Annotated in this window: 10 protein-coding genes; 7 read left to right on the top strand and 3 right to left on the bottom strand. The window is 33.3% G+C overall.

Annotated features, from left to right (window positions below; translation table 11 throughout):
- The first annotated feature begins 190 nt into the window (after nucleotides 1–190).
- The 7 genes from mnmE to ABD941_RS00245 all read left to right on the top strand — a co-directional run bounded on the left by mnmE (nucleotide 191) and on the right by ABD941_RS00245 (nucleotide 17,729).
- Nucleotides 191–1,606, top strand: a complete 1,416-nt coding sequence (gene mnmE / locus ABD941_RS00275) for a tRNA uridine-5-carboxymethylaminomethyl(34) synthesis GTPase MnmE (RefSeq protein WP_345271880.1) — start codon at nucleotides 191–193, stop codon at nucleotides 1,604–1,606.
- Between the two features lie 388 nt (nucleotides 1,607–1,994).
- Nucleotides 1,995–2,441, top strand: coding sequence for a hypothetical protein (locus ABD941_RS00270; RefSeq protein ID WP_345271879.1), 447 nt, complete (start codon nucleotides 1,995–1,997; stop codon nucleotides 2,439–2,441).
- A gap of 339 nt (nucleotides 2,442–2,780) precedes the next feature.
- Complete coding sequence (locus ABD941_RS00265; protein ID WP_345271877.1) at nucleotides 2,781–4,106, top strand: hypothetical protein; 1,326 nt, start codon at nucleotides 2,781–2,783, stop codon at nucleotides 4,104–4,106.
- Between the two features lie 175 nt (nucleotides 4,107–4,281).
- A complete protein-coding gene (locus ABD941_RS00260; RefSeq protein WP_345271876.1) occupies nucleotides 4,282–5,682 on the top strand; it encodes a T9SS type B sorting domain-containing protein in 1,401 nt (466 codons plus the stop codon).
- Between the two features lies 1 nt (nucleotide 5,683).
- The gene (locus tag ABD941_RS00255; RefSeq protein ID WP_345271875.1) at nucleotides 5,684–8,116 is read left to right on the top strand and encodes a PorP/SprF family type IX secretion system membrane protein; all 2,433 of its coding nucleotides are present in this window, start codon (nucleotides 5,684–5,686) and stop codon (nucleotides 8,114–8,116) included.
- Nucleotides 8,117–8,499: 383 nt separating this feature from the next.
- The gene (locus ABD941_RS00250; RefSeq protein ID WP_345271874.1) at nucleotides 8,500–16,710 is read left to right on the top strand and encodes a T9SS type B sorting domain-containing protein; all 8,211 of its coding nucleotides are present in this window, start codon (nucleotides 8,500–8,502) and stop codon (nucleotides 16,708–16,710) included.
- A 41-nt stretch (nucleotides 16,711–16,751) separates the two neighbouring features.
- The gene (locus ABD941_RS00245) at nucleotides 16,752–17,729 is read left to right on the top strand and encodes a PorP/SprF family type IX secretion system membrane protein (protein WP_345271873.1); all 978 of its coding nucleotides are present in this window, start codon (nucleotides 16,752–16,754) and stop codon (nucleotides 17,727–17,729) included.
- Here the strand turns inward: ABD941_RS00245 and ABD941_RS00240 are convergent, their stop codons facing one another.
- From ABD941_RS00240 to ABD941_RS00230, 3 genes are read right to left on the bottom strand one after another with little or no spacing between them, the layout of a single operon-like run.
- Nucleotides 17,730–18,467 carry a 4'-phosphopantetheinyl transferase family protein gene (locus tag ABD941_RS00240; protein WP_345271871.1) on the bottom strand — a complete coding sequence of 246 codons (738 nt, stop codon included), beginning with the start codon at nucleotides 18,465–18,467 and terminating at the stop codon, nucleotides 17,730–17,732.
- Between the two features lie 33 nt (nucleotides 18,468–18,500).
- On the bottom strand, nucleotides 18,501–19,844 hold the full coding sequence (locus ABD941_RS00235; RefSeq protein WP_345271870.1) for a glycosyltransferase: 1,344 nt from the start codon (nucleotides 19,842–19,844) through the stop codon (nucleotides 18,501–18,503).
- 4 nt (nucleotides 19,845–19,848) lie between these two features.
- Nucleotides 19,849–23,844 carry a non-ribosomal peptide synthetase gene (locus ABD941_RS00230; protein ID WP_345271869.1) on the bottom strand — a complete coding sequence of 1,332 codons (3,996 nt, stop codon included), beginning with the start codon at nucleotides 23,842–23,844 and terminating at the stop codon, nucleotides 19,849–19,851.
- Between the last annotated feature and the right edge of the window lie 5 nt (nucleotides 23,845–23,849).

The following is a 23,849-nucleotide window of genomic DNA, read 5'->3' as shown; positions in this document are numbered from 1 at the left end:
TTTTATACTATTTAAGACAAATAGTCAGTATACAGCCCTATTTTTTATTTATAATGGAATGAAAACTTATATTAAAATTTTAACATTTATTAAAGAGTTATAGCTAGGGCAGTACTTGTTTTGGTTTTGTTAATTTTTTTTGTGTAAAAAGTTATGATAGTTAAGTTGCCAAATTCACTATTTTTGCCATATGATAAATCAAGATACTATCGTTGCTTTGGCTACGCCATCGGGTGCGGGTGCCATTGCTGTAATTAGATTATCTGGAGCAGATGCTATTAGGATAGCGGACTCCTGTTTTCGGTCTGTAACCTCTAAAAAAACACTTATCGACCAAAAAACACATACCATTCATTTGGGACATATTATGGAAGCTAATAGAACCATTGATGAGGTTTTGGTCTCTGTTTTTAAAAACCCAAATTCTTATACAGGCGAAGATGTTGTTGAGGTATCCTGCCACGGGTCCAATTATATTCAGCAAGAAATTATACAATTATTTCTTAGAAACGGTTGTAGAATGGCAACTGCTGGTGAATTTACATTGCGTGCGTTTTTAAATGGGAAACTGGATTTATCGCAAGCCGAAGCAGTAGCGGATTTAATCTCCAGCGATAATGAAGCTGCACACCAAATAGCCATGCAACAAATGCGCGGTGGGTTTTCTTCCGAAATAGCAAAACTGCGTGAAGAGCTTTTAAATTTTGCCTCGCTTATAGAATTAGAACTTGATTTTGCAGAAGAAGATGTTGAGTTTGCCGACAGAACTCAATTTAAAGATTTAGTTGAGCGTATCCGATTTGTATTAAAACGTTTAATAGACAGTTTTGCTGTTGGTAACGTTATTAAAAATGGTATTCCTGTCGCCATTGTGGGCGAGCCTAATGTGGGAAAATCGACATTGCTAAATGCTTTGTTAAATGAAGAACGTGCTATTGTTTCTGAAATAGCGGGAACTACTAGAGATACTATTGAAGATGAAATATCAATAGGCGGAATAGGGTTTCGGTTTATTGATACGGCTGGTATTCGAGAGACCAAAGATGTGGTTGAAAGTATAGGTATAAAAAAAACCTTTGAGAAAATAGAACAAGCCCAAGTTGTTATTTATCTTTTTGAGTCTGATGTCATTTCGTACGATAGTGAGAAATCTCAAAGCCTTAAGTTAGAAATTGAAAAAATTAAAAATAAATACCCACAGAAACCTCTGTTGATAGTTGCTAATAAAATAGATAAACTTGAAAATGAAGAAATAAATAATCTTAATGTCATATTGAGTGAAGTCGAAAAATCAGAGTATATTTTATTATCAGCTAAAAAAGGTATTGGTGTAGAAAATTTAAAAGATAAATTATTAAGTTTTGTAAATACTGGTGCTCTAAAAAATAATGATACCATAGTTACGAATTCAAGACATTATGATTCGTTATTAAAAGCTTTTGTAGAGATTGATAAAGTTAAGCACGGTTTAGATTCTGGATTATCTGGCGATTTACTAGCCATAGATATTCGTCAAGCCCTTTATTATTTTGGCGAGATAACGGGAGAGATTACCAATGATGATTTATTAGGTAATATCTTTGCCAATTTCTGTATTGGAAAGTAAGGTTTATTAATTGAGTAATTACCACAATTTACTTGGACGGAAATTTTAAGACTGTTTAACTATAAATTGAATAGTTTAGTAAGAACATTGAAATTTGATGAATATAAAGTATTAATAAAGGTACAATTATCATTATGGCTAAAAACAGTAATAATGGTTTAGTTGCTTACTCTATTTAATAACTTAACGCAACAAATCTAAAAATAATACAAGTATACCTGTAACCTTTCCAAGTAATTAGATTTGTAGTAAAAACAACAATAATAATCATTAAAACATATTAATAATATAATTTTGATTGTAAATATTTATTAAATAAATCGATAAAACGCTTGTTTTTTACGATTAATTGCATAAATTTGCGCATTGACCCTTATAAATCTATGTCATGAAATTAAAAGTTATTTTACTCAGTTTTTGCTTGTTTTTACTAACTGCCATAAGTTTTGCCCAAAAAAATAAAGCACCAAAAAGTATTATTAGCGAAGATGTTATAATAAAAAGATATCATAATAAAGAAGATTTAAGTCGTCTTCAAAAAGGTGAATTAATAGGTCTGTATTCTGAAAGAATTCAAGTGCTTATAAAAACATTACCATATGTGGCGTTTGCCACCAAGCCAGGTATTACAATGTCTTCTTTAGGGATTCCAAATAATAATGATAACAAAAAGGCTTTAGAAAGTCAGTTTGAAACGACGGATACTTTTTTAGAAGAAACCAATGAGTTTCATAGTGAATACCTCCCATATTCAGATACGGATAAACTCATTTCTGCCATTTTATACTATGAGGAAATTATGAAATCACTACATCAGTATAGTGATTTTAATTAATATTTAATTTTTTAATTAGTAACCATTCTTTTTAGATTTCATGATATACTGAAATCCTCTTGATGTAAATTTATTTATTAATTTTTCAGAATTTTAATTATTCCTAAAAGTTAAATCCGTGTTTCTATAAATCCTTTGCATTTTTATAGTCTACTTTCTAACTTACACACACAATTACTATTTCTATCTATTTATTTGCATATAATAAGTGCTGTTCATCGAGTTTATTTATTAAATAAATTGATTAAAATGTGTATTTTATCGAAATAATTGGTATTTCATGGATTTATTTCTATTTTTGACATATATTAATTTACAGAATCACAATTAGTTTTAACTATGAAAAGCTATACCCAAATCGTTTTAATATTTCTTTTAGCAACATTAACCGCTTTTGCTCAACAAGAAAAAGGAATTATAGGCTCAAACAATTGGCTTAATAATTGGACAGAATTTAAACCTAATCAAAAGGATTATGATGAACCTACAAAAATATTAACTGGGAGTATTACCGAAAGTACAACCTTGTATAAAAGGGAAGTATATCTGTTACTAGGTAGTGTTTTTGTCACTAATAACGCAACACTTACCATTGAACCTGGTACGGTTATAATAGGTGATTTTAAATCAGAAGCCTCATTGACCATTACTAAAGGTGCAAAAATAATTGCTGATGGTATTGAAACGGACCCAATAGTTTTTACTTCCAACAGAAGTTTTAAAAGAGCAGGGGATTGGGGTGGACTCATCATACTAGGCGATGCGCCTACCAATAAGTTTGGTAATGGCTCCGTATCTTCATATTACACACAGCTTAATGCTACTGTTTATGCTAATGCCAATTACGGTGGCGAAAATTATGAGGATGTATCCGGAATTTTAAGGTACGTTAGAATAGAATATGCTGGTAAAAGATTGGGTAACGGTAATTACTTTAGTGGATTATTATTAGCAGGCGTAGGTAACGAAACCATTTTAGAAAATATTATGGTAAGTTATGCTTCTGGAAATGCTTTTGAAGTATGGGGTGGCTCAGTTAGCATGTATAATATGGTTTCATATAGAGCAAACAGTAATGATTATAAATTTAATTATGGATCCCAATCTAATTTACTTAACTCATTGGCGGTAAGATCACCTTATGTGTCAAATAGTTCAGGATCGAGGTGTTTGAATGTCATGTCTTATGATGATAGAGATCAAGTTGATTTTTCTAAAAATGGGACATCAGTTGTAGCAAAGAATTTGACTTTTGTTAATGATAGTGAAAATTTAAAGTCTGAAATAGAAATGGGCTTAATAAACGAAGCGGTTTATGTAGGACATAACGCCTCGCTTGATATGAATAAAAGTGTCATTTCTGGTTTTAATCCAGCCGTAATTTTAGAAGATAAAATTAGCATTAACCAACAGAATTTAGAAAAAATCAAGTTTTCGGCTATGTATTTCAATAATTGTAAAGGAAACATTTTTGTTGAAAATAATTCTAATAATGAAGACTTGGAAAATTGGTATGGAAATAGTGCCTTTTTTAATGTGTATTCTAAAAGTGAAAATTCTGAAACATTTATAGATTTAAGACATAGTAAAAGACCAGATTTCAGATTGAGAATTAATAAAATAATAGCCTCAAATGAGGTCGATCCAGATTTAAGGGATAACTAAAATATATTCTTTATTGAAGCTCTAGATGGTATACGTCCTGTTAGCACGCTCATAAATTAAGTCATTCTTTTAATTCACATTTCATAATGTTGGCTGTACTTGTTTCTAGACGTTTATTTACTAACGAAAATAAAAGAGTATGAGGAACTTTACTATATTATATATTGTTTTTTTAGTGTGCTCTTTCATAGAAAATGGAAACGCACAAATTGTAATTGGTAAGCCCAATTTGGGTTTTAGCCAAGCTTGTGCCAGTCCTTCATTTAATACCTATAATATAACATTTACTTTTTCTCCAGAAGCCGCCATAAGTTCCACAAATCAATTTAAGATTGAACTTTCGGATGCTACTGGAAATTTTTCAAATGCCACAACCATTTACACATCAGGGGTAGGAACAATAAGTGCATCACCTGCAACACTTAGTTTTCCCGTACCTATAACAATTTCGGGCGAAGCCTATAAATTGCGAGTTAAAAGTACGGCTCCAGTGGCTACAAGTGCTAACTCCAATGCGTTTGCAGCATATTATAAAATTCAGGACACCCCTTTTTCTATCAATAATTTAATTTCAACGGGCGTGTATTGTTCAGGAGGTAGTTATTTATTAACCATAGATAACCCTGGGAATGAATCAAATGATTCGCCTTTGCAATACCCAGCTTTAACATATAATTGGTTTAAAGAAACCAGTCCGACCACATCCGATTTTATTGCTTTAGGTGAGACCTTATCTGTAAGTGAGCCAGGCACTTATTTTGTTGAAACAAATTATGGGACTTGTACCTCCAATTCGTTTTCAAATCGGGTTACGGTTAGTGAGTCAACTTCAGGAGGTTCATCTAGTATTAATTCCAGTAAAGGTAATCCATTTTGTTCAAGCAAAGGCCCCACAACATTAAGTGCTATTAATGGTATGAGTTATCAATGGTTTAAAGATGGCATAGAAATTTCTGGAGCAACCGATCAAATGTATAATACTGATATATCTGGAGCATATTCGGTAAATATAGATTTAGGAAGCTGTACGACCAGTGCTATGATTAATTTAGAAAGTACCGGTTTTACAAGTAGTATAGATGTTGAAGCTATTAATACCATAGAAGAAAATGAAACCTTAGTTGCTACGGTAACTACATCGGCTAATAATCCAGAATATATCTGGTATTTTAATGATACTTTAATTCCTGATGCTATTAGCAATCGTTATGTAATAAGCCAAACAGGAAACTATAAGGCCGTAATACGTCAAACTACAGGCTGTATGGTTTCTAGAGAATTTGTTTTTGAAGTTAGAACACCATTTCCAGATGTGGCAAACATTCCCAATGTAATTAGCCCAAATGGCGATGGAATTAATGATACTTGGATTATACCCCAAGACTATGTAAATGGAACAAATGCTGAAATTATGGTGTTGAATTCTAAAGGTGATGTGGTATTTCAAACAATAGACTATCAAAATAACTGGCCAGAGAATCAAATAGCATTTGCAGCTATAAATCCAGTTTACTACTATATTATTACTACCGTAAATGGTAATGTAAAAAAAGGATCCATAACGGTCGTTAAATAGCATGAAAAACTATATACTATATATCGTTTTATTGTTAAGTTTAACGCAGCTTTACGCTCAAGATGATGGCGTTGTTGCCTTAACATTGCCTGTTAGGAATTCCCTTAAATTTAATAAATATGCTATTAACCCAACGCTTAGTTTTGTTAGAGAACAAAATAAATACATTAGTTTTTCCAACAACAGGCAATGGGTTCAATTCGATGATGCCCCACAAACTTACTTGTTTAGTTATTCAGGCAGGTTTAGAGAGAATATGGGTATAGGCGTTGGCGTATTTCAACAAAACTATGGTGTATTAACTACTTTTGGAGGTATTTTGAATGCTGCATATAATGCAACCCTCAATAGAGATAATAATCTAACTTTTGGTATAAATCTTGGATTTTATAAAAGTGGTATAAATGATGGTAAGGTAATTACAAATTCCCCCGACCCATCATTAAATAATATACCATCCAATACATTGATTACGATAAATCCAGGGTTGAATTATGGAACTACATTTTTAGATTTTGGGGTATCTATAAACAATTTTGTAGCGTATAATTTAACAACATCGACAATGATTGAAGATAACCCTGAACAAAGTGTTCAGGCTCATGTTATGTATACAGGCTACCTAGATGCACGAGGCTTTTTTGATGAAAGTAAATTTTCAAGTTTAGTTAGGTCAGAATTTAAAAAAGATCAAACCGTTATTTCAGGAATTATGATGCTAACAGTCCCTAAAGGCTTTTGGGGACAAATAGGTTACAATAGTTTATATGGAATATCTGCAGGTATAGGGTTGAATATTAGTACGCAAATAGCCATAGAATACAATTACGAAAAAGCTATTGGCGATTTGTCAAGTTTTGGAAACTCTCATGATATTACTTTAGCCTATAAATTTAAAAATCGTTATAGGTATGATTATAGTGGCGATGATGATGAAGCTGCACTTCTTTTTACAGAGAAAAAGAAAAGCCGTATAGCAGCAAAAAGAAGAGCTACAAATAAACCTAAGGTCGATAGAAATGCTATTGCAGAAGAAAAGGCTAAGGCAAAAGTTATTGCAGCAGAAAAAGTGAAAGCAAAAGCTGATACCCGGGCAAAATTAGTGGCAGAAGCCAAAGCAAGAAGAGAGGCCAAAATTCAAAGTGTAGCTGAAACTAAAGACATACAAGACGCCCAAGTTAATTTAGCTGAAACAGAAAACGTTAAAGCAGAGCAAGAAGCGCAAGCCAAGTTAGCAGAAGCAGAAAGAGTAAAAGCCGAACAAGAGACTCAGACTAAGCTAGCCGAAGCAGCAAGGGTAGAGGCAGAACAAGAAGCTCAAGCTAAGTTAGTAGAAGCAGAAAGAGAAAAAGCAGAACAAGAAGCACAAGCCAAGTTAGCCGAAGCAGAAAGAGTAAAAGCAGAGCAAGAAGCTCAAGCTAAGTTAGTAGAAGCAGCAAGAGTAAAAGCAGAACAAGAGGCTCAAGCCAAGTTAGCTGAAGCAGCTAGCGTTAAGTCTGAAAGAGAAGAAAACGAGCAAAGGATAGACACCTTAGAATTAGATGGTGTGTTGGTTAATGTTGCAAAAGATAGAGAGGCCTTGGCTATGAAAAGTCTAACAGAATTAACAGAGAACTCAAAAATCGAACAACAAGATTTATTAGTATTATTAAGAGAAAAAGTGGCTAGCAAGCAACAAGATCTTAACGATCTAAAAGAAGAAAATGATTTAAGTGAGCAAGGTATTTATAGTGCACCTAAAGCATTTAAAAGTGTAACAGCCGAAAATGCAGCATTAGAAACATTACAATTACAGATTGATAAGCTTATAGAATCTCAAAATGTAAAAATATCGGAATTAGAAAGCTTATATAAAGATAGACTCAAAAAGTTTAGAGATAAAGACGATGAAACTAATACGTTCTACAAGCGAAAAATTCTAGAACTAAAATCACAACAGTTACAAACTGCAAATGCTAAAGCGGATTTACTATCAACTCTTGATGTTATTAAAGCGGATACAGAAATAGAAAGGAATCGAAGAATAAAACGTGCCGCCTATGATAACGAGCAAGATCGATATGTAAAAGATAGAGCTGCCTTAGATCGAATAAAGACATTTACCGATGTTAGCCCAACACCATTAACAGCAGAAGATTTTGATCATGGTGAAGAATTGAGCAACATACAAATTGTAAAAGATATTAAAAATGTTGAGAGTGGTTACTACTTGGTAATAGCCGTACATAGCGATGTAAATAAAAGAGATGAGTTCCTAACCAAAGCGGTATCTGCAGGACAAACTAATATTAACTTCTTTTATGATGTCAATACAAGTAAGTATTATATATATCATGAGAAATTTGAAGGTATCGATCAAGCAAAATCAGCAATGAATTCTAAAGGAAGTAAACCATACAATAGTAAGATGTCTATGGTTAAAATTGAGAATTAGAATTTAGAGGTACCAGCTTTATCTTTTTATTCCATCTCTGCATGTCGATATAAAATAACATATCCCTATTCTATTCAACATTTTCACCTATCAAGGCTTTGTTTTTTGTGAAGAATAGCAATTTATATAAGGTATATAAAATACTACAAAATATTTAAATTTTATCGATGAAAGAACTAATAACACGATAAAAAACACAAAATATACAGACTTACTTTAATTTTACAAATAAAATCACCATATTTATACCGTTTAATTACGCTAAATAAGGATGAAAGGTTTTTTTTGTACGAAATAACCTTTCTTGTTTAATAGATTATATAACTAAGACATATTTCTTTTTGATTACCCCCAGATTAAAAGAAGTACTAAATATAGCAACCATGAATAAAACTACTTATGTAAGCACTGGACTTGTTTTATTTCTGCTTTTTATAAGTTCTACATTGTATTCACAGAATTTTGTGCCATTTACACCTAGATTTAATCAAGATTTAAAAGGCGATATTGTTTTGATAGGAAATAATATTCTAGGTCCAGATAATAATGCTTTTAATGATAATAGCGTTTATAATCATAATGTTGATATGACTTATATTGATATTGATGGAGATGCATCGACGTTTAATTCTACAAGTGCAGACTTAGACATACCAAATCCAGGCTGTTATCAAATCATTCATGCAGGATTATATTGGGGAGCAGTAACAGATGGTGCAGAGCCTTATACTAATGTAAAGTTCAAAGGGCCTACAGGTGACTATAATGATGTGGTTGGAACCGTTGTTTTTGAAGCTAACGGAACCTCCGTTGATGGTGGCGATAGTTTTCCTTATGCCTGTTATGCAGATGTGACTTCTATAGTAACTAGCTTAGCAAACGATTTAGGAACTTATACCGTTGGAAATGTATCAGCAGCTCAAGGGGAAACAGGCGCTTTTACACCTAGAAATGGTACAGGTAATTCAGCAGGTTGGTCTCTTTTTATAGTCTATGAAGACCCAACAGTACCAGGAAAGTCCATTACAAGTTTTGATGGTTTTAGTGCCATTAGTGTGCCTGGAGGCAATCCTAACTTGGATATTCCAGTTTCAGGATTCAGAACCATTCCGGCACCTGCACCAGTTCGGGCGAATTTTGCATTTGCAACTTTAGAAGGCGATAGTCCGATTTTAGGCGATCAATTATTACTTAACGGTATAAATTTATCAACTGCCGATAGACCAGCTACCAATTTTTTTAATAGTTCAGTAACACAATTAAGTGCATTACCTGTAAATAATAGAAATCCAAATAGTACAAATACTTTAGGTTTTGATACGGGGGTTATAGCGGTACCCAACCCAGGAAATACCGTTATTGCCAATGGCGCCACATCGGCTACAGTTCGATTAGAAACTAGCGGAGACACCTATTTTCCATACTTTTTTGCTTTAGCAGTCGATATTATCGAACCAAACATCGTGCTTACTAAAATAGTAGAAGATGCCTCAGGTACAAACATTGGCGGTCAACTTGTTAATCTTGGTGATGAGCTAAACTACGTTATTGGTTTTCAAAATACAGGGAATGATAATGCTACAAACTTAATTATTAGAGATATACTGCCAACAAACATTGTTTTTGACTATCCGGCTGATATGGGATTACTGCCTTCTGGAGTTACTGTACAAAGTTATGACCCAACAACAAGAGAACTGGTTTTTAGCGTTGATGATGATGTTGTTGAGGAATTTGATCCAGTACAAGACATTCGCTTTAAAGTCACAGTAGTATCCGAATGTAGTTTGCTTAGCGATGCCTGTTCTAATATTATTAGTAATCAAGCCTATTCGACTTATAATGGAACATTAAACCCAACATTTACCATTTCAGACGATCCAAGTTTTAGTTCAAATACGGGGTGTTTATTAACGCCAGCTGCAACTAATTTTTTAGCAGACATTAATTGTACATTTAATGAGCAGGTTATATTATGTGGAGCAAGCACAACTTTAACAGCAGCAAATGGTTATGATTCCTATTCATGGTCAACGAGTCCTACGGGTGTTCCAATTATTGGAAGTACACAATCAATCACGGTTACAACTACTGGAACCTATTATGTTTCTAATACAGCAATAGCACCATGCCAATCTATAGAACAAGAATTTGAAGTCATTACTTTTGGCGCAAACGTAACAAACCCAGTGATTCCTTTTGCGGATCAAGTTGTGACTTGTCCTAATGATGGGAAGCAATTACCCAATTTCTTTTTATGTGGTGCAAACGATTCAAGATTTATTCAAACCAATATTACGGATACAACCTCCATGATATGGGAGCGATTAGATGAAACGAGTTGTGCAGCTGTTCCAGATTCAGATTGTGCCAATGAAGATGCGTCTTGTACATGGAACCAAGTTGCTAGTGGACCAAATTACACCATAGATACAGCAGGGCAATATAGACTTACATTAAATTATGATGGCGGTTGTTTTAATCAGTTTTACTTTAATGTGTACACAAACTTGTTGATTCCAACAGTAACAACAAGAGATATTATATGTACAACACCAGGCGAAATTGTTGTAGGTGGTGTACCGAGTGGGTATGAGTATAGTATTGATGGTGTAAACTATCAGCTAAGCAATATATTTTCAATTAATACGCCAAATATCTATTCTGTTTATGTTAGACAAATAGGGGTAACACCAAACCCATGTATATTTTCAGTTCCTGATGTTCAAATAAGACAAAGGGATTTTACAGTATCCACAATCATTACCCAACCATATTGTAATGGTGGACAAGGCAGCGTTATTTTGGCAGCCAATGATGTACGTCCGCAATACTTCTTTTCAATTTATGATGGCGGAACTTTAGTAAATAGTGTAGGCCCTATAAATACTAGTAGTTACACATTTGCAAACCTAAATTCGGGGACGTATACTATTAATGTTTCTACAGAAGATGGTTGTGCCTTTACAGGTGATATTGATATTATCGACCCACCATTATTAACAGTAACTTCGGCACTTACTCAGCCATTAACCTGTACAGATGGTGAAATAACGGTATATCCAGTAGGTGGGACACCACCGTATTTCTATTTTGTAAATGGCAGTACCACTTTTCAAACCACACCATTAATTAACGTACCAACCGCTGGTACTTATGATATTACAGTAGTAGATTCTAATAACTGTTCTGCAGATACATCCATAACAGTAAATGCAACACCAGCTCCAGATTTTACAGTTACTAAAACAGATATTTTATGTTTTGATGCGGGTGATGTTGGAACAATTAGTTTTAATGTAACCAATCCCAATGGAAATACTTTGGAATATAGTATTGATAATGGTGTAACATTTTATAGTTCACCCATTTTTGCAGGACTAGCCGTAGGAGACTATGATGTCATTGTACGATATATAGCAGGAGCAGATGTTTGTCTGTCTGCACCGCAAATCATAAGTATTACCTCACAAACTGCAATTAATGGAACAGCAACATTAACCACTCCGTATACCTGTGCAACTAATGGTATTATAACCGTTTCAGGAGTTTCTGGCGGAATAGGACCTTATTCATATAGTCTTGATGGCGTAACATTTCAAACGGGACTGACATTTTCTGGTTTAATAGATGGAACATATATTGTAATGATTAGAGATGCTAATGATTGTACATTCTTAACAGCTCCAATTACTATAGATCCATTAAATCCACCAACGGATTTAACGCTTAGCAATACCCCTTTAAGTTGTCCGACTCTTACTTCAGATGTCACAATAACAGGAACAACAGGAGGCGTAGCTCCATTAGAATATCAAATCATAGCACCAGCAGCTTCGGCTACAGTATATCAATCATCAAATATTTTTACAGGTTTAACACCTGATACTTATACATTTCAAGTTAGAGATGCCAATGATTGCTTTTATAGTGAATCTTATACTATTGCACCATTACCACCGTTAACGGTAAGTACAATTATAACAAAAAGTTTAGATTGTACAGCATCACCAGATGGTATCATTGCAAGTACTATTTCTGGAGGCACAGGACCTTTTACTTATGCAGTATCGTTTAATGGCGCTACTTATAGTGTTCCATCCGCAGTTGCAGGAACAGCATTTAATCATACTGCTGTAACCGATGGTACTTACCAATTTCAAATAACAGATGCTAATGGATGTATTGCAGAATCTGGAGTACAAACCATTAATGCAATTTCATTACCAGAAATAACTTCTGTTATACAAACACAGCTTATTTTATGTCATGGCGACTCGAATGCAGCCATTAACATTACAATCAATAATGCAGTAGGTACAGCGCCTTTTGTTATTAATGTAAATAACGATACAACAGGGGTAAATTATGGTACACAGACTTCTGGTCTATCAGCTGGCGATTATACGATTACTTTAACTGATGCAAATTTATGTACAGATATAGAAACCATTACAATAGCCGAGCCAAGTCCGATATTTGTTTCATCAACGGCACTACCTATTACTTGTGGAGCGCTTGGAATTTCAAAAGGATCAGTAATTATAAATAGCGTGACAGGTGGAACTGCACCTTATAATTATTATGTAACCGGTACGAATGGCTATTCAGCTTCTGAGCTTAATGCTTCAGGTACCATTTCAACGACTTTTGATGTGGTTGATTTCGGATTGTATCAAATTAATGTCGTAGATTCTAATGGCTGTTCTGTTTTAGTTCAAGATGTATTGGTAGCATCACCACCAAATGATTTAGATATTACAATAAACACAACAGCAGATTGTATTACTGGGGGAGAAGCCTTAGTTGATATAGGTACAACCTTAGTAGGTACAGGGCCTTTTTTCTTTGATATTTACAGAGGTGTTATTCCGCCACCACCACCAGGAGGCACGTGGATAGCTGAAGATTTTCCAGGAAGTCAGAATGCCACATTTACAGGTTTAATCCCAGGAGTAACCTATACGTTTATAGTTTATGATGTTTCAACGGGCTGTAGTTATTTTGAAACTGCAACGGCTCCAATTCCAACAAATTCAACTTTAACAGGAAGCGCCTTGACATCAAATAATATTACTTGTGTGGGTAGTGCAGATGGAACTGTTTCTTTTACTGTGAATAGTATTTACGGCGTGCCTACAGATGTAAATTATGAAATATTTGATTTGTTATCATTTACTTCTACAACTATTAGCGGTACCAGTACAGTACCAGCAGGGGGATCACTTCCAGTATCTAATTTAGGGCCACTACCTTTTGGAACTTATTTTGTTTTAATTACTGAAACTACAGGACCTAATGCTGGGTGTAGTGTGGTAACAGTGCCTTTTAATATCACAGAGTCCGTTAATGATTTAACCATTAGTGCCACCATAGATCAAAATGCTAATTGTAGCCCAAATTCAGGACGTATAAGTGCTATTGCAACAGATGGAACATCACCTTACTTATATCAATTAACAACATCGGCAATACCACCTTTAGCAACAGACCCATCTTGGGCGCCTGTTAGTACATTCAATGTTGGAGCGAATAGTTATTATGCCCATGTTATTGATGCCTATGGTTGTATAAGATCGACACCTGTTTTGGTCTTATCATCAGATCCAGAGCCTTCAATTACAGCAATATTAAATAATCAGTGTACGGTAACCGAAGGCAATTTTGAAATTGATGTAACCATAATCACTACAGGAATAGCGCCTTACAGTTATAGTATAGATGGTGGTGCTTTCCAAACACGAACGGCTCCTTTTTCTATTTCTAATTTATCATCAGGAACACATACTGTTGAAATCCAAGATGCTAATGGATGTGGAAATTTAGTTTCTGTTGATATTGAAGCGCCTATAGGGTTAATTCCAACATTAACAACAATACCAACCTGTAATAATGATGATGGACAGATAAGTGTAACAGGATCTGGAGGAACTGGGTCATATACTTATTCAATAAGCCCTAATCCAGCTTCAATAAGTTTAATAGGAAATGTGTTTTCTGGTGTTCCATCAGGAACTTATACAGTAACCATAACAGATACAGCAACCTCATGTTCAGAAGATGCTACGATAGTTTTACCAACTTCAACACCACCAACCTTTACAACATCACCAACAGCAGTAACCTGTTTTGGGGATAATAGCGGTACATTCGAAATTAATGTAAGTGGGTATTCAGGCCCTTATACGTATGAAGTATTTGATAGTTCTAGTGCATCTGTATTTGGAAGTGTTGGAGCCAATACATCAACAAACCCAGAAGTCGTTACAGGGTTGTTAGCTGGTACTTACTCAGTTGTTATAACAGAAACGGCGAGTCCATTTTGTTCAGCAACATCAAATGTGATTATTTCAACACCTTTAGAGGCTTTGACGCTGGTGGCTACAGAAACATCTAATGTCACTTGTGATGACGATAAAGGCACTATTACGGCAATCGCCAATGGTGGTTGGGGAACCTATGAATATGAATTAACTGGTATGGCAACAGTGTCATATTCGCCTAACGGCACATTTACAAATTTATCTGCCGGAGCTTATACCGTTAATGTTAGAGATGCTGGAGGATGTATTGCCTCTGAAAATGTAATGTTGGATTTACCAACACCAATAGATGGTACTATTACAGCTAGTACTAATTTATTGTCTTGTTTTGGTGATACAAATGCCACGATAACAGTAAGTGCTGTTACTGGCGGAGAAGGAACAAATTATTCATATACACTTAATCAGGTTTTGCCAACAGTTAGTTCATCCGGACCTCAAACAACTCCTGTTTTTAATGGTTTAGGAAGTGGGACTTATAATGTTGTGATATCCGATGGGTATAATTGTTCATTTACATCCGTAGATGTTACTATTAACGACCCTACTCAAGTTCAAGTGAGTTTAGTAAAAGAAACGTCTCAAACCTGTTTAACAAATGCCACACTAACTTTAAGTGCCACTGGAGGAACCGGTTCTTATGAATATAGTGATACAGCTTCTTTTGTAACAATTATAGGTACTTTTTCATCTTCAATAACCATTCCAGTATCAAACGGAACATATCAATATTATGTTAGAGATGCCAATGCTTGTATCGCAAATGTGTCTAACGAAATCACTATAGATCCTTTACCAACATTGTTGGTTAATTTGGATGCCATGAACGCCTCAATTAACTGTGCTGGTGATGATAATGGTGTTATAGTAGCTACCGCTGAAGGTGGTTTAGGAAGTTATGTGTATACCTTGCAAGATATATCTGGCAACGCTATTTTACCAGTAACTCAAAATAGTCCGGGTATTTTTACGGAACTTCCACCAGGAACCTACCAAGTAGAGGTAGAAAGTGGAGATTGTTTAACAACAAGTGCTCAAATTTCTATTACAGAACCTAATACACCACTATTAGTTAATTTCTTGGCGACTAATGTAACTTGTCCAGGTACAAATAATGGCCGTTTAGATATAACAGCTTCGGGAGGAACAGGTATTATAAAATATGCCATATCCCCACAATTGAACCAGTTTTTTGAATCCCCAATTTTTGAGGATTTATCTCCGGGGAATTACCAAGCCATAGCTCAAGATGAATTGGGTTGCTTTATAATCTTTGATTTTATTATTGAAGATCCTATACCGGTAGCTCTTAATATTGTTGCAAATTCAATTATTCCAGAAATTTGTGATGGTGATTTAGATGGTGAATTTAGTATTGAGATTTCTGGAGGGGAATTGCCTTATAGTGTCAGTTTAGATGATATAGATGGTCCGTATACCACAGGAACTTTAACACAAACCCAATTTGATTTTATTGGATTAGCAGGTGGCGATCATCTTGTATATGTAAGAGACAATCTAGGTTGTGAAACCGAATGGAATATTACTTTCCCAGAATCTGTATTAATTGACCCAGAAGTTATTGTTGAGTTTGGATGTGTAAATAATGTATCTAGTAATACGGTTACCGTAACTGTTGATGCGAGTATAACCAATTTGGCAGATTTAGATTATGCATTAAATAGTGGGGCTTATCAAGCTGACAATGTGTTTGTTGATGTTCCGCCAGGAATAGGTCATTATATAGATGTAAGGCATACAAATGGTTGTATACAACGCACAGAATTATTTGATATCTCACAATTAGACCCATTACAATTAGTACTAGAAGATGGTGATATTAACCAAATTGTAGCCCTAACTTCTGGAGGAGAAGCGCCTTATGTGTACACTTTAAATGGAGAAGATTATGGAAACGAAAATAGATTCCTTATTTACGCATCTGGCGACTATACGGTTACGGTAACCGATAGTAATGGTTGTTTTGTTTCTGCCACAAGATATTTTGAATTTGTTGATGTATGTATACCAAACTATTTTACGCCTAATAGCGAAGGTTGGGGGCCAGGTTGTGCCTCACAATATACAGAGTTAACGGTGGATATTTTTGATAGGTATGGTCGTAAGATAGCAACCTTACGTGTGGGTGATAAATGGGATGGAAAATATAATGGCATTGAGCTGCCTACAGGCGATTATTGGTATGTTGTAAAATTAAATGATCCTAGAAATGATCGTGATTTTGTTGGACACTTTACACTTTATAGATGATAAAATTAGTGGTCATAACCTCTAAATTAAGAATTATGCAAATGCAAAAACTATATATATATTTACTTCTGTTGGTTATAGCAAATGGCTATGGACAAGAGTTGAATTTGCCTGTATTTACCCAGTATTTAGCAGATAACGATTTTGTGGTATCACCAACGTATGCTGGTATTGGCGATAATTTAAAAATTAGAGCCAATGGACTAACACAATGGGTTGGGATAAAAGACGCTCCAGATAATCAATCCCTTTATGCGGATTTTAGAATTGCGGATCGTTCTGGTGTTGGATTCTCAATGTATAATGATAAAAATGGAAATACCATCCAAACAGGTTTTAAATTCTCTTTTGCTCATCATCTTATTCTAGATTATTATTCTAAACAATATTTATCATTTGGTATTTCTTATAACATTAATAATTTTAGAGTAGACACAAGTAAATTCAGCAATGGCGATAGTTCGCCAATTAATAATCCACTTATTACTGATGACAGGCGGACTTCAAATAATAATTTTGATGTTGGTGCTCTATATCGATTTAAAGGCTTCTTTTTAAGCTTTAATGCGAATAATATTCTTTCTAAAAAGTTAGATGAAGATATTAGAGTATCAGAACCAAACTTACTTTTAAATTACCAAATATATTCTGGGTATACCTTTAGAGGTCCAAAAAAGAGTGGATTGGAATTTGAACCTTCAGTATATTATCAAATGTTTAGTAGTGATAGACGTTCTAGTACCGATTTGAATTTTAAATTCAGAAAATATAATAGAAACGAAGATTATTATTGGGCAGGAATATCTTACCGATTCTTAAACGATCAATTCTTTAAACCTCTTAATATAGGGCCAATGGTAGGTTTCCAGAAGTCTATTTTATATTTTGGATATGCTTATCAAATAACAACTAATGACTTGTCGGCGTATAATTCTGGCACGCATGTGGTTACTATAGGTTTGAACTTTTTACAGGGTATTAGTAACTGCCCGTGTACACAGAGTGCGGTTCGTAAATAGTTATATAATAAAATCATAGTCATTAAAATTGAAATGCCCTATAGCTGTTACAGGACCTTGAGCTGAAACTGCTCCAATATAATCTTGATGAGGTGAAAACGTAAATAGTTTCCAAGTGTTTTTTTCTTTTTCGTCCCATTTTGTTTCCAGTAATTCTGTTTCTTTATCTGATTGTATACTTACAGAAAAGGAATCTAACGGAAATGAAAGCCCTTTTGCTTTGCCTTTTATAAAGGATTCCTTGCGTGTCCAGCATCTATAAAAATATGCAGCTTGTTTTTCTTTAGGTACTTTTTTTAATGCTTTAATTTCTAATTCTGAAAAAAAGTTCCCTGCTATATCCAAAACATCAAAATCATCTTTTATCTTTTCAATATCAACACCAATAGCACTGTTTAATATAAAACCCAAAACAGCCATGTTATTAGAGTGTGACACGTTAAATTTAAGCTTTGTATTAAAATTATATTCAGGTTTTCCATATTCACCATAGGCAAAGCCTATATTTTTAGCTTTTTTGTTTAAATAATAACTGGACAATAGCCTTAGAGCACCTCTTGTTATAATGGATTGATTTCTATCTTTTTTAAAATGAAATTTTGAAGCTTTTATCAATTCATCTTCAGACAAAAGACTGCTTAGGATATTGCGCTTTTTTTCAGAAATATCAAAATTTACAAACCAAATATGGATTTTGTTATTTGGAAGCTTAAATAAGCCATCTTGTAAATGATGCATCTGGTTGAAATGATTTAAAGATTTTTTTTGAAATTAGAGTTTGATTTTTAAAAAGTCTGAGAGGTTTCGTTGTTGATATTTATTATAAATACCATTAAAAATATTCAAATTATTTTTAAACGATTGATTATTAAGAATTTTATCTAATTGTTCATTTATTTCTTTTGGAGTGTCCTGTTTATTTCTCATAACCCCCAATTTATGATAATCAATTCTGGCAGCGTTTCCATTTTCGTCTGCCTCATTCCCAGAATAAACTAACATAGGTACCGCATAATGTATACATTCGCTTATAGTATTGATACCTGCATGCGTAATACAACAATCAGTATGTTTTAAAACTTTTAACTGAGGTACCCATGGAATAAAAAAGCAATTTGATTGAGATTGGAATGTATCAATAGTTAATTTTTTCCCTAAACTAACAATTAGTAACCAATCCTTTTTATTTTCTATAGCTTTCATTACTTTTTTTATAAAATCAACTTCAGGAACTAGAATACTACCTGCTGAAAAGTAAATTAGTTTTTTTTCTGCTTTTTGTTTTAGCTGTATTATTTCGTCTATAATTTTGTTAGAATTAGCATCAAATTTGGCATCTCTTTGTTCGTATATCATTGGTCCGACATATATATGGTTTTTAGCTGATCTATGAGGGAAATCCATTTCGGATAATGTAAATGACAAAATAGGTAAATTTGTATAGCAAAAAAGGTAAGGCAGGTTACTTGCAATTAGGGTTCGGGTTGGAAAATTGGTGTTTTTTGCATATTTTTTTAAAACTTGTCTTCTGTAATCCTTAAAAGTTAATTTATTAACAAAAATTCTCGCTTGTACTTTTAGTTTAATGAAAAGCCAATTAATTAAAATTCCTATTGAACTCCCTTTTAATTTTTTTCCAGGTATAATATCTGTGCGTAAAGGAGGAAGTTTTATTCCTAAGCCCATTTTATTAGAAAACCATGCCGTGAATAATGTTACAGGAATCTTAAGCTTATATGCAGTAAATATAAGGTCATGCATTTCCATATCAATTATGAAATGGTCAGGATTTAATTTTTTTAGAGCAATCTCATATTCATTTAAGTTTAATATTTTTTTTCCTATTTTGTAGTGTTTGAAGTAGTTTTTATAATGATATTTACATCTAGAAAACCATGAAGAAGATTGAATTTTCTCTAAATCATCATGTTTATATTCTAAATTGATAGGAGGTAACTGAATATAAATAAAACCTAAGCTTTCTACTTTCTTTTTAACATCCTTAGGACATAAATACGTAATTGTATGGCCTTCATTTTGCAATTTAGTTGCCATTTGAAAACTGGAATTTAATCTTCCTGTTAAGCCTGTGATTATTAATCCAATATGAGCCATTTATTTATATTAAAAATTTATTTATTTCTTTGGCGATGAATTTAATATTGGGTTCTTCAAATAACAAAATGTGATCTCCCTTTACTTCCTTTACTTCTATTTTACCTGAAAGCATTTCTTCCCAAGATTTTATAACTTCAGTGTTTAAACTTTTTTCTACTTTCTCAGTAAGTATGAGTTTAATATCGCCTGTGCTTGGTTTCCATTTATAGTTTTCGCTAATTTTAATGAGGTTTTTGTTTAAATCGACTAAGCCTTTTTCTTGTGATGATGCAAACAACTTAATAAACAACTGCCTCGTTTTAAGCATTCTGCCAGAAATAAAGTGTTTTGCTGTAGAAACAGGATTGTTTAAGCTTCTTTTAAAAAAACCTTTAACTCTTATTTTTAAACGGTTTGGCGTATTTAAATTCCATGGATCAGCCATAGTATCCATAACAATAAGATTCATTTTTTGATTCAGTTTGTTTAGTTGAATCATCATTTCATGACCAACTGTTACACTAAAACAATATACCAAAACATTATAAGGCCCTTCGGGTTGGATGGATTGCATGGCTGTAAAATAATCCTTGGCCATGTCTTCTATACTTTGGTGCATACGATGGTTGCCATAAACCCCAGAGGCTTGTAATGCGTAGATTGGTCTATCTTCATCGATATGATTTTTTAAATTATTATAAAAATAGACATTACCACCCCCGGCATGAATGCAAAAAAGCGGTTTTTTAGTCCCTCCTTTTTTTAAGGCTACTAGGTAATCCCAATCTTCTTGTTGCTTTTCTTTTTTAGAGATATAAGAAGCTAACTCTTTTATGGTTTGATAATCAAATATTTGATTAGGAGATATCATTATGCCTGCTTTTCTGGCTTTAGCTATAAATTGAATACTTGAAATAGAGTCGCCGCCAATTTCAAAGAAATTATCTGTCGTGCTTAATGATTTAATGTTTAAAATGCTTTCCCAAATTTCGAGTAATTTTTGTTCAATGTCATTTATTGGTTTTTTAATGTCATTATTAAAATTGGGTTTAGAAATGGGTTCTATCTTTTCTAATGATTTTTTATCAACTTTACCATTAGGAAGTAATGGGAAATTATCAATTATTATAAAACGGTTAGGAATCATATAATCTGGCAACTCTTGTTTTAGATTTTGTTTTAACTCTTTTTCATCAAACAAATCATTAGGCTTTATATAAGCAATGAGTCTTTTAGTTTTCCTGTTATCTTTTTTAACTAAGACAATAGCTTGTTTCACCAAAATATTATTGTTAATATTATTTTCAATCTCGTCTAACTCAACTCGAAACCCTCTAATTTTTATTTGTTGGTCTAGTCTTCCTGAAAATTCAATAGATCCATCATTTCTGTATTTTCCTAAATCGCCTGTTTTATATAGTTTTTCATTGGTATTAAAAGGGTTTTCTATAAAAACAGTATTGGTTAAATCTAATCTATTTAAATAGCCTTTAGAAAGTCCTTGTCCTCCCACGTAAATTTCTCCTAAAACCCCAATAGGGACAATATTTTTATTGCTATTTAACAAATATATTTTTGCATTAGCTACAGGTTTTCCTATAGGTATTTGTTCCTTTACTAAATCTTGTGTTTCAATTTTATGGGCCATACACCAAACCGATGCTTCGGTTGGGCCATATTCATTGTATAAAGAAACATTTGGCATGTTTTTTAAATGGGTTTCGCATAGGGGTTTTGAGCAGGCTTCTCCAGCAACGATAACTGTTGTTAAGCTTTTTAACTTTGCGGTTTCAATATTTTCAAGTATAACATGGTATAAAGATGGAAGCATAAGCGTATGGCTTATTTTATGTTTCTCTATAATATTAGCGATTTGCTCAATATCTTGTTCAACACGCTTTTCCGTAATGATTAAATTTCCGCCTGTACATAGTGTCCAAAAAATCCCGGCTTTAGAACTGTCAAAGGAAATGGAGGACATGAGTAAAAACGCAGATGGGTTCTCGTCATAAAAATCTAATCTACCATCGGTCGAATTTATAATGTTTTTATGTGTAATAGGAACGCCTTTTGGTTGGCCAGTGCTTCCAGAAGTATATATAACATAGGCTAAATCTGTTTCTTTTACAATGGGTAATGTAGTTGTATTAAAAGTGTTTTTAGAATTAATGGTATCGATTAAAACTGTATTTGTTTCAAATTCATTAAAAAGACTTAAAAGCGATGTTTGGGTTACAATGTTATCTACTTTTGCATCTTTTAGCATAAAATTAATGCGCTGAAATGGATAATTAGGATCTATGGGTAAGTATGCACAACCTGCTTTTAAAATGCCTAACAATCCGATTATCATATCTAAAGAACGTTCAATACACAAGCCTACTATAGCGTTGTTCTTTGTAGCATTACCTAATAGTTCTTGGGCTAAATGATTTGCTTTTTCGTTTAATTCTTTATAAGAAATAGAATTTTCACCAAATGTTAAAGCTAATCTGTCGGGGTGTTTTTTAGCAATACTCTCAATGATATTATGAATTCCAGTAAATTCTATAAAATTAGTAGAAATCGTTTTTTCCTGATTTAATAAAAATTGTTTTTCGTTATCAGTAAGCATTGGAATTTCTGAAATGCTTTGATTTGGATTTAATACAACACCTTCTATCAGCGATTTAAAATAATTTTGAAAGCGATTTATCGTAGATTCTTGAAATAAGTCTGAAGCATATTCGAAGGTAGAGGATAATATACCATCTTCTTCAGAAATGTAAATAGTAAGATCAAATTTTGACACTTTTGCATCTACCCAAGTATGTGTTAAGCTAACATTTTCATCAAAAAAAGGATTTTCAGGCACCGAATGATATAAAAACATGGTTTGAAAGAACGGATTTATAGATAATGATCGTTCTATTTTGAGTTCATTGACTAGTACATTAAAAGGGACATCTTTGTTTGCAAAAGCCTCAAGTGTATTTTTTCTAACTTCTTTTACCAAATTTGAAAAAGACATGGTTGACTCTACATTTGTTCTTAAAATTATAGTGTCATTAAAAAAACCGATAAGGCTTTCTAAGGCTTTTTGGTCTCTATTTGTTACAGGCGAACCTATTAAAATGTCAGTTTGACCACTATACCTGTGTAAAAAAACATAATATACAGAAAGCATGAGTACATAAGGCGTGGTGCCCAATTGCTTTGATAATGATAAAAGTTTAGCAGATAGTTCACTATCAAAAATTTGTGTATAAGATGCTGCACCTTTAAATGAGGGCTTTACAGGTCTTGTATAATTGGTAGGTAAATTTAAATTTGGTATTTCTCCAGATAATTTTTTCTTCCAATAATTAAGATAGTTGACATTGACTTTCTTTGATTTAAGCCAATAAGCGTAATCAGCGTATTGTATTTCTGTCCGTTTTGAAGGGATAGAGGCTTTATTATTGCTCAATGCCCTATAATAGCTAGCTAAATGCTCTCGAAAAAGCCTCATGGACCATTTGTCTGTAGCTATATGGTGCAAAGTAATTTGTAATATGTGTTTTTCAGAATCGATTTTAATTAAAGTAGCTATTACTAATGGGCTTATTGATAAATCAAAAGATTTGGTAGCATCAGCTTCCATTATTTTTTTTCTTTCAATTTCTCTTTCAGCATTAGGCAAAGCACTTAAATCATAAGTCGCTATACTTATAGTGGCATTTTCATCAACTTTTTGAAACACTTCGTTTTCTTCCAAATGATAAGTTGTTCTAAGTATATCGTGGTCACTATATACTCTTTTTAAACTTTCAATAAGAATATCTTGGTTTAATTTTCCATTGAATGTATAGATTTCCGAATAATTATAAAAAGGATTTCCAGGATACATTTGTTGTAAAAACCATAGTCTTTCTTGGCCAGGAGATAAAGGAATACATATGCCTTCAGGAGCTTTTGCTATAGCGGGCATCACTGTTTTATTTGCATCCCTGCTTTTCCACCTATCAAGTAATGATTTTGTGTTAGTTTCTTTTTCCATAAATC

The sequence above is a fragment of the Flaviramulus aquimarinus genome, from assembly GCF_039543205.1.
Lineage (GTDB): Bacteria > Bacteroidota > Bacteroidia > Flavobacteriales > Flavobacteriaceae > Flaviramulus_B > Flaviramulus_B aquimarinus.
Note: the sequence above shows the minus strand (reverse complement) of the source record. Positions and strands in the feature narration are given on the sequence as shown.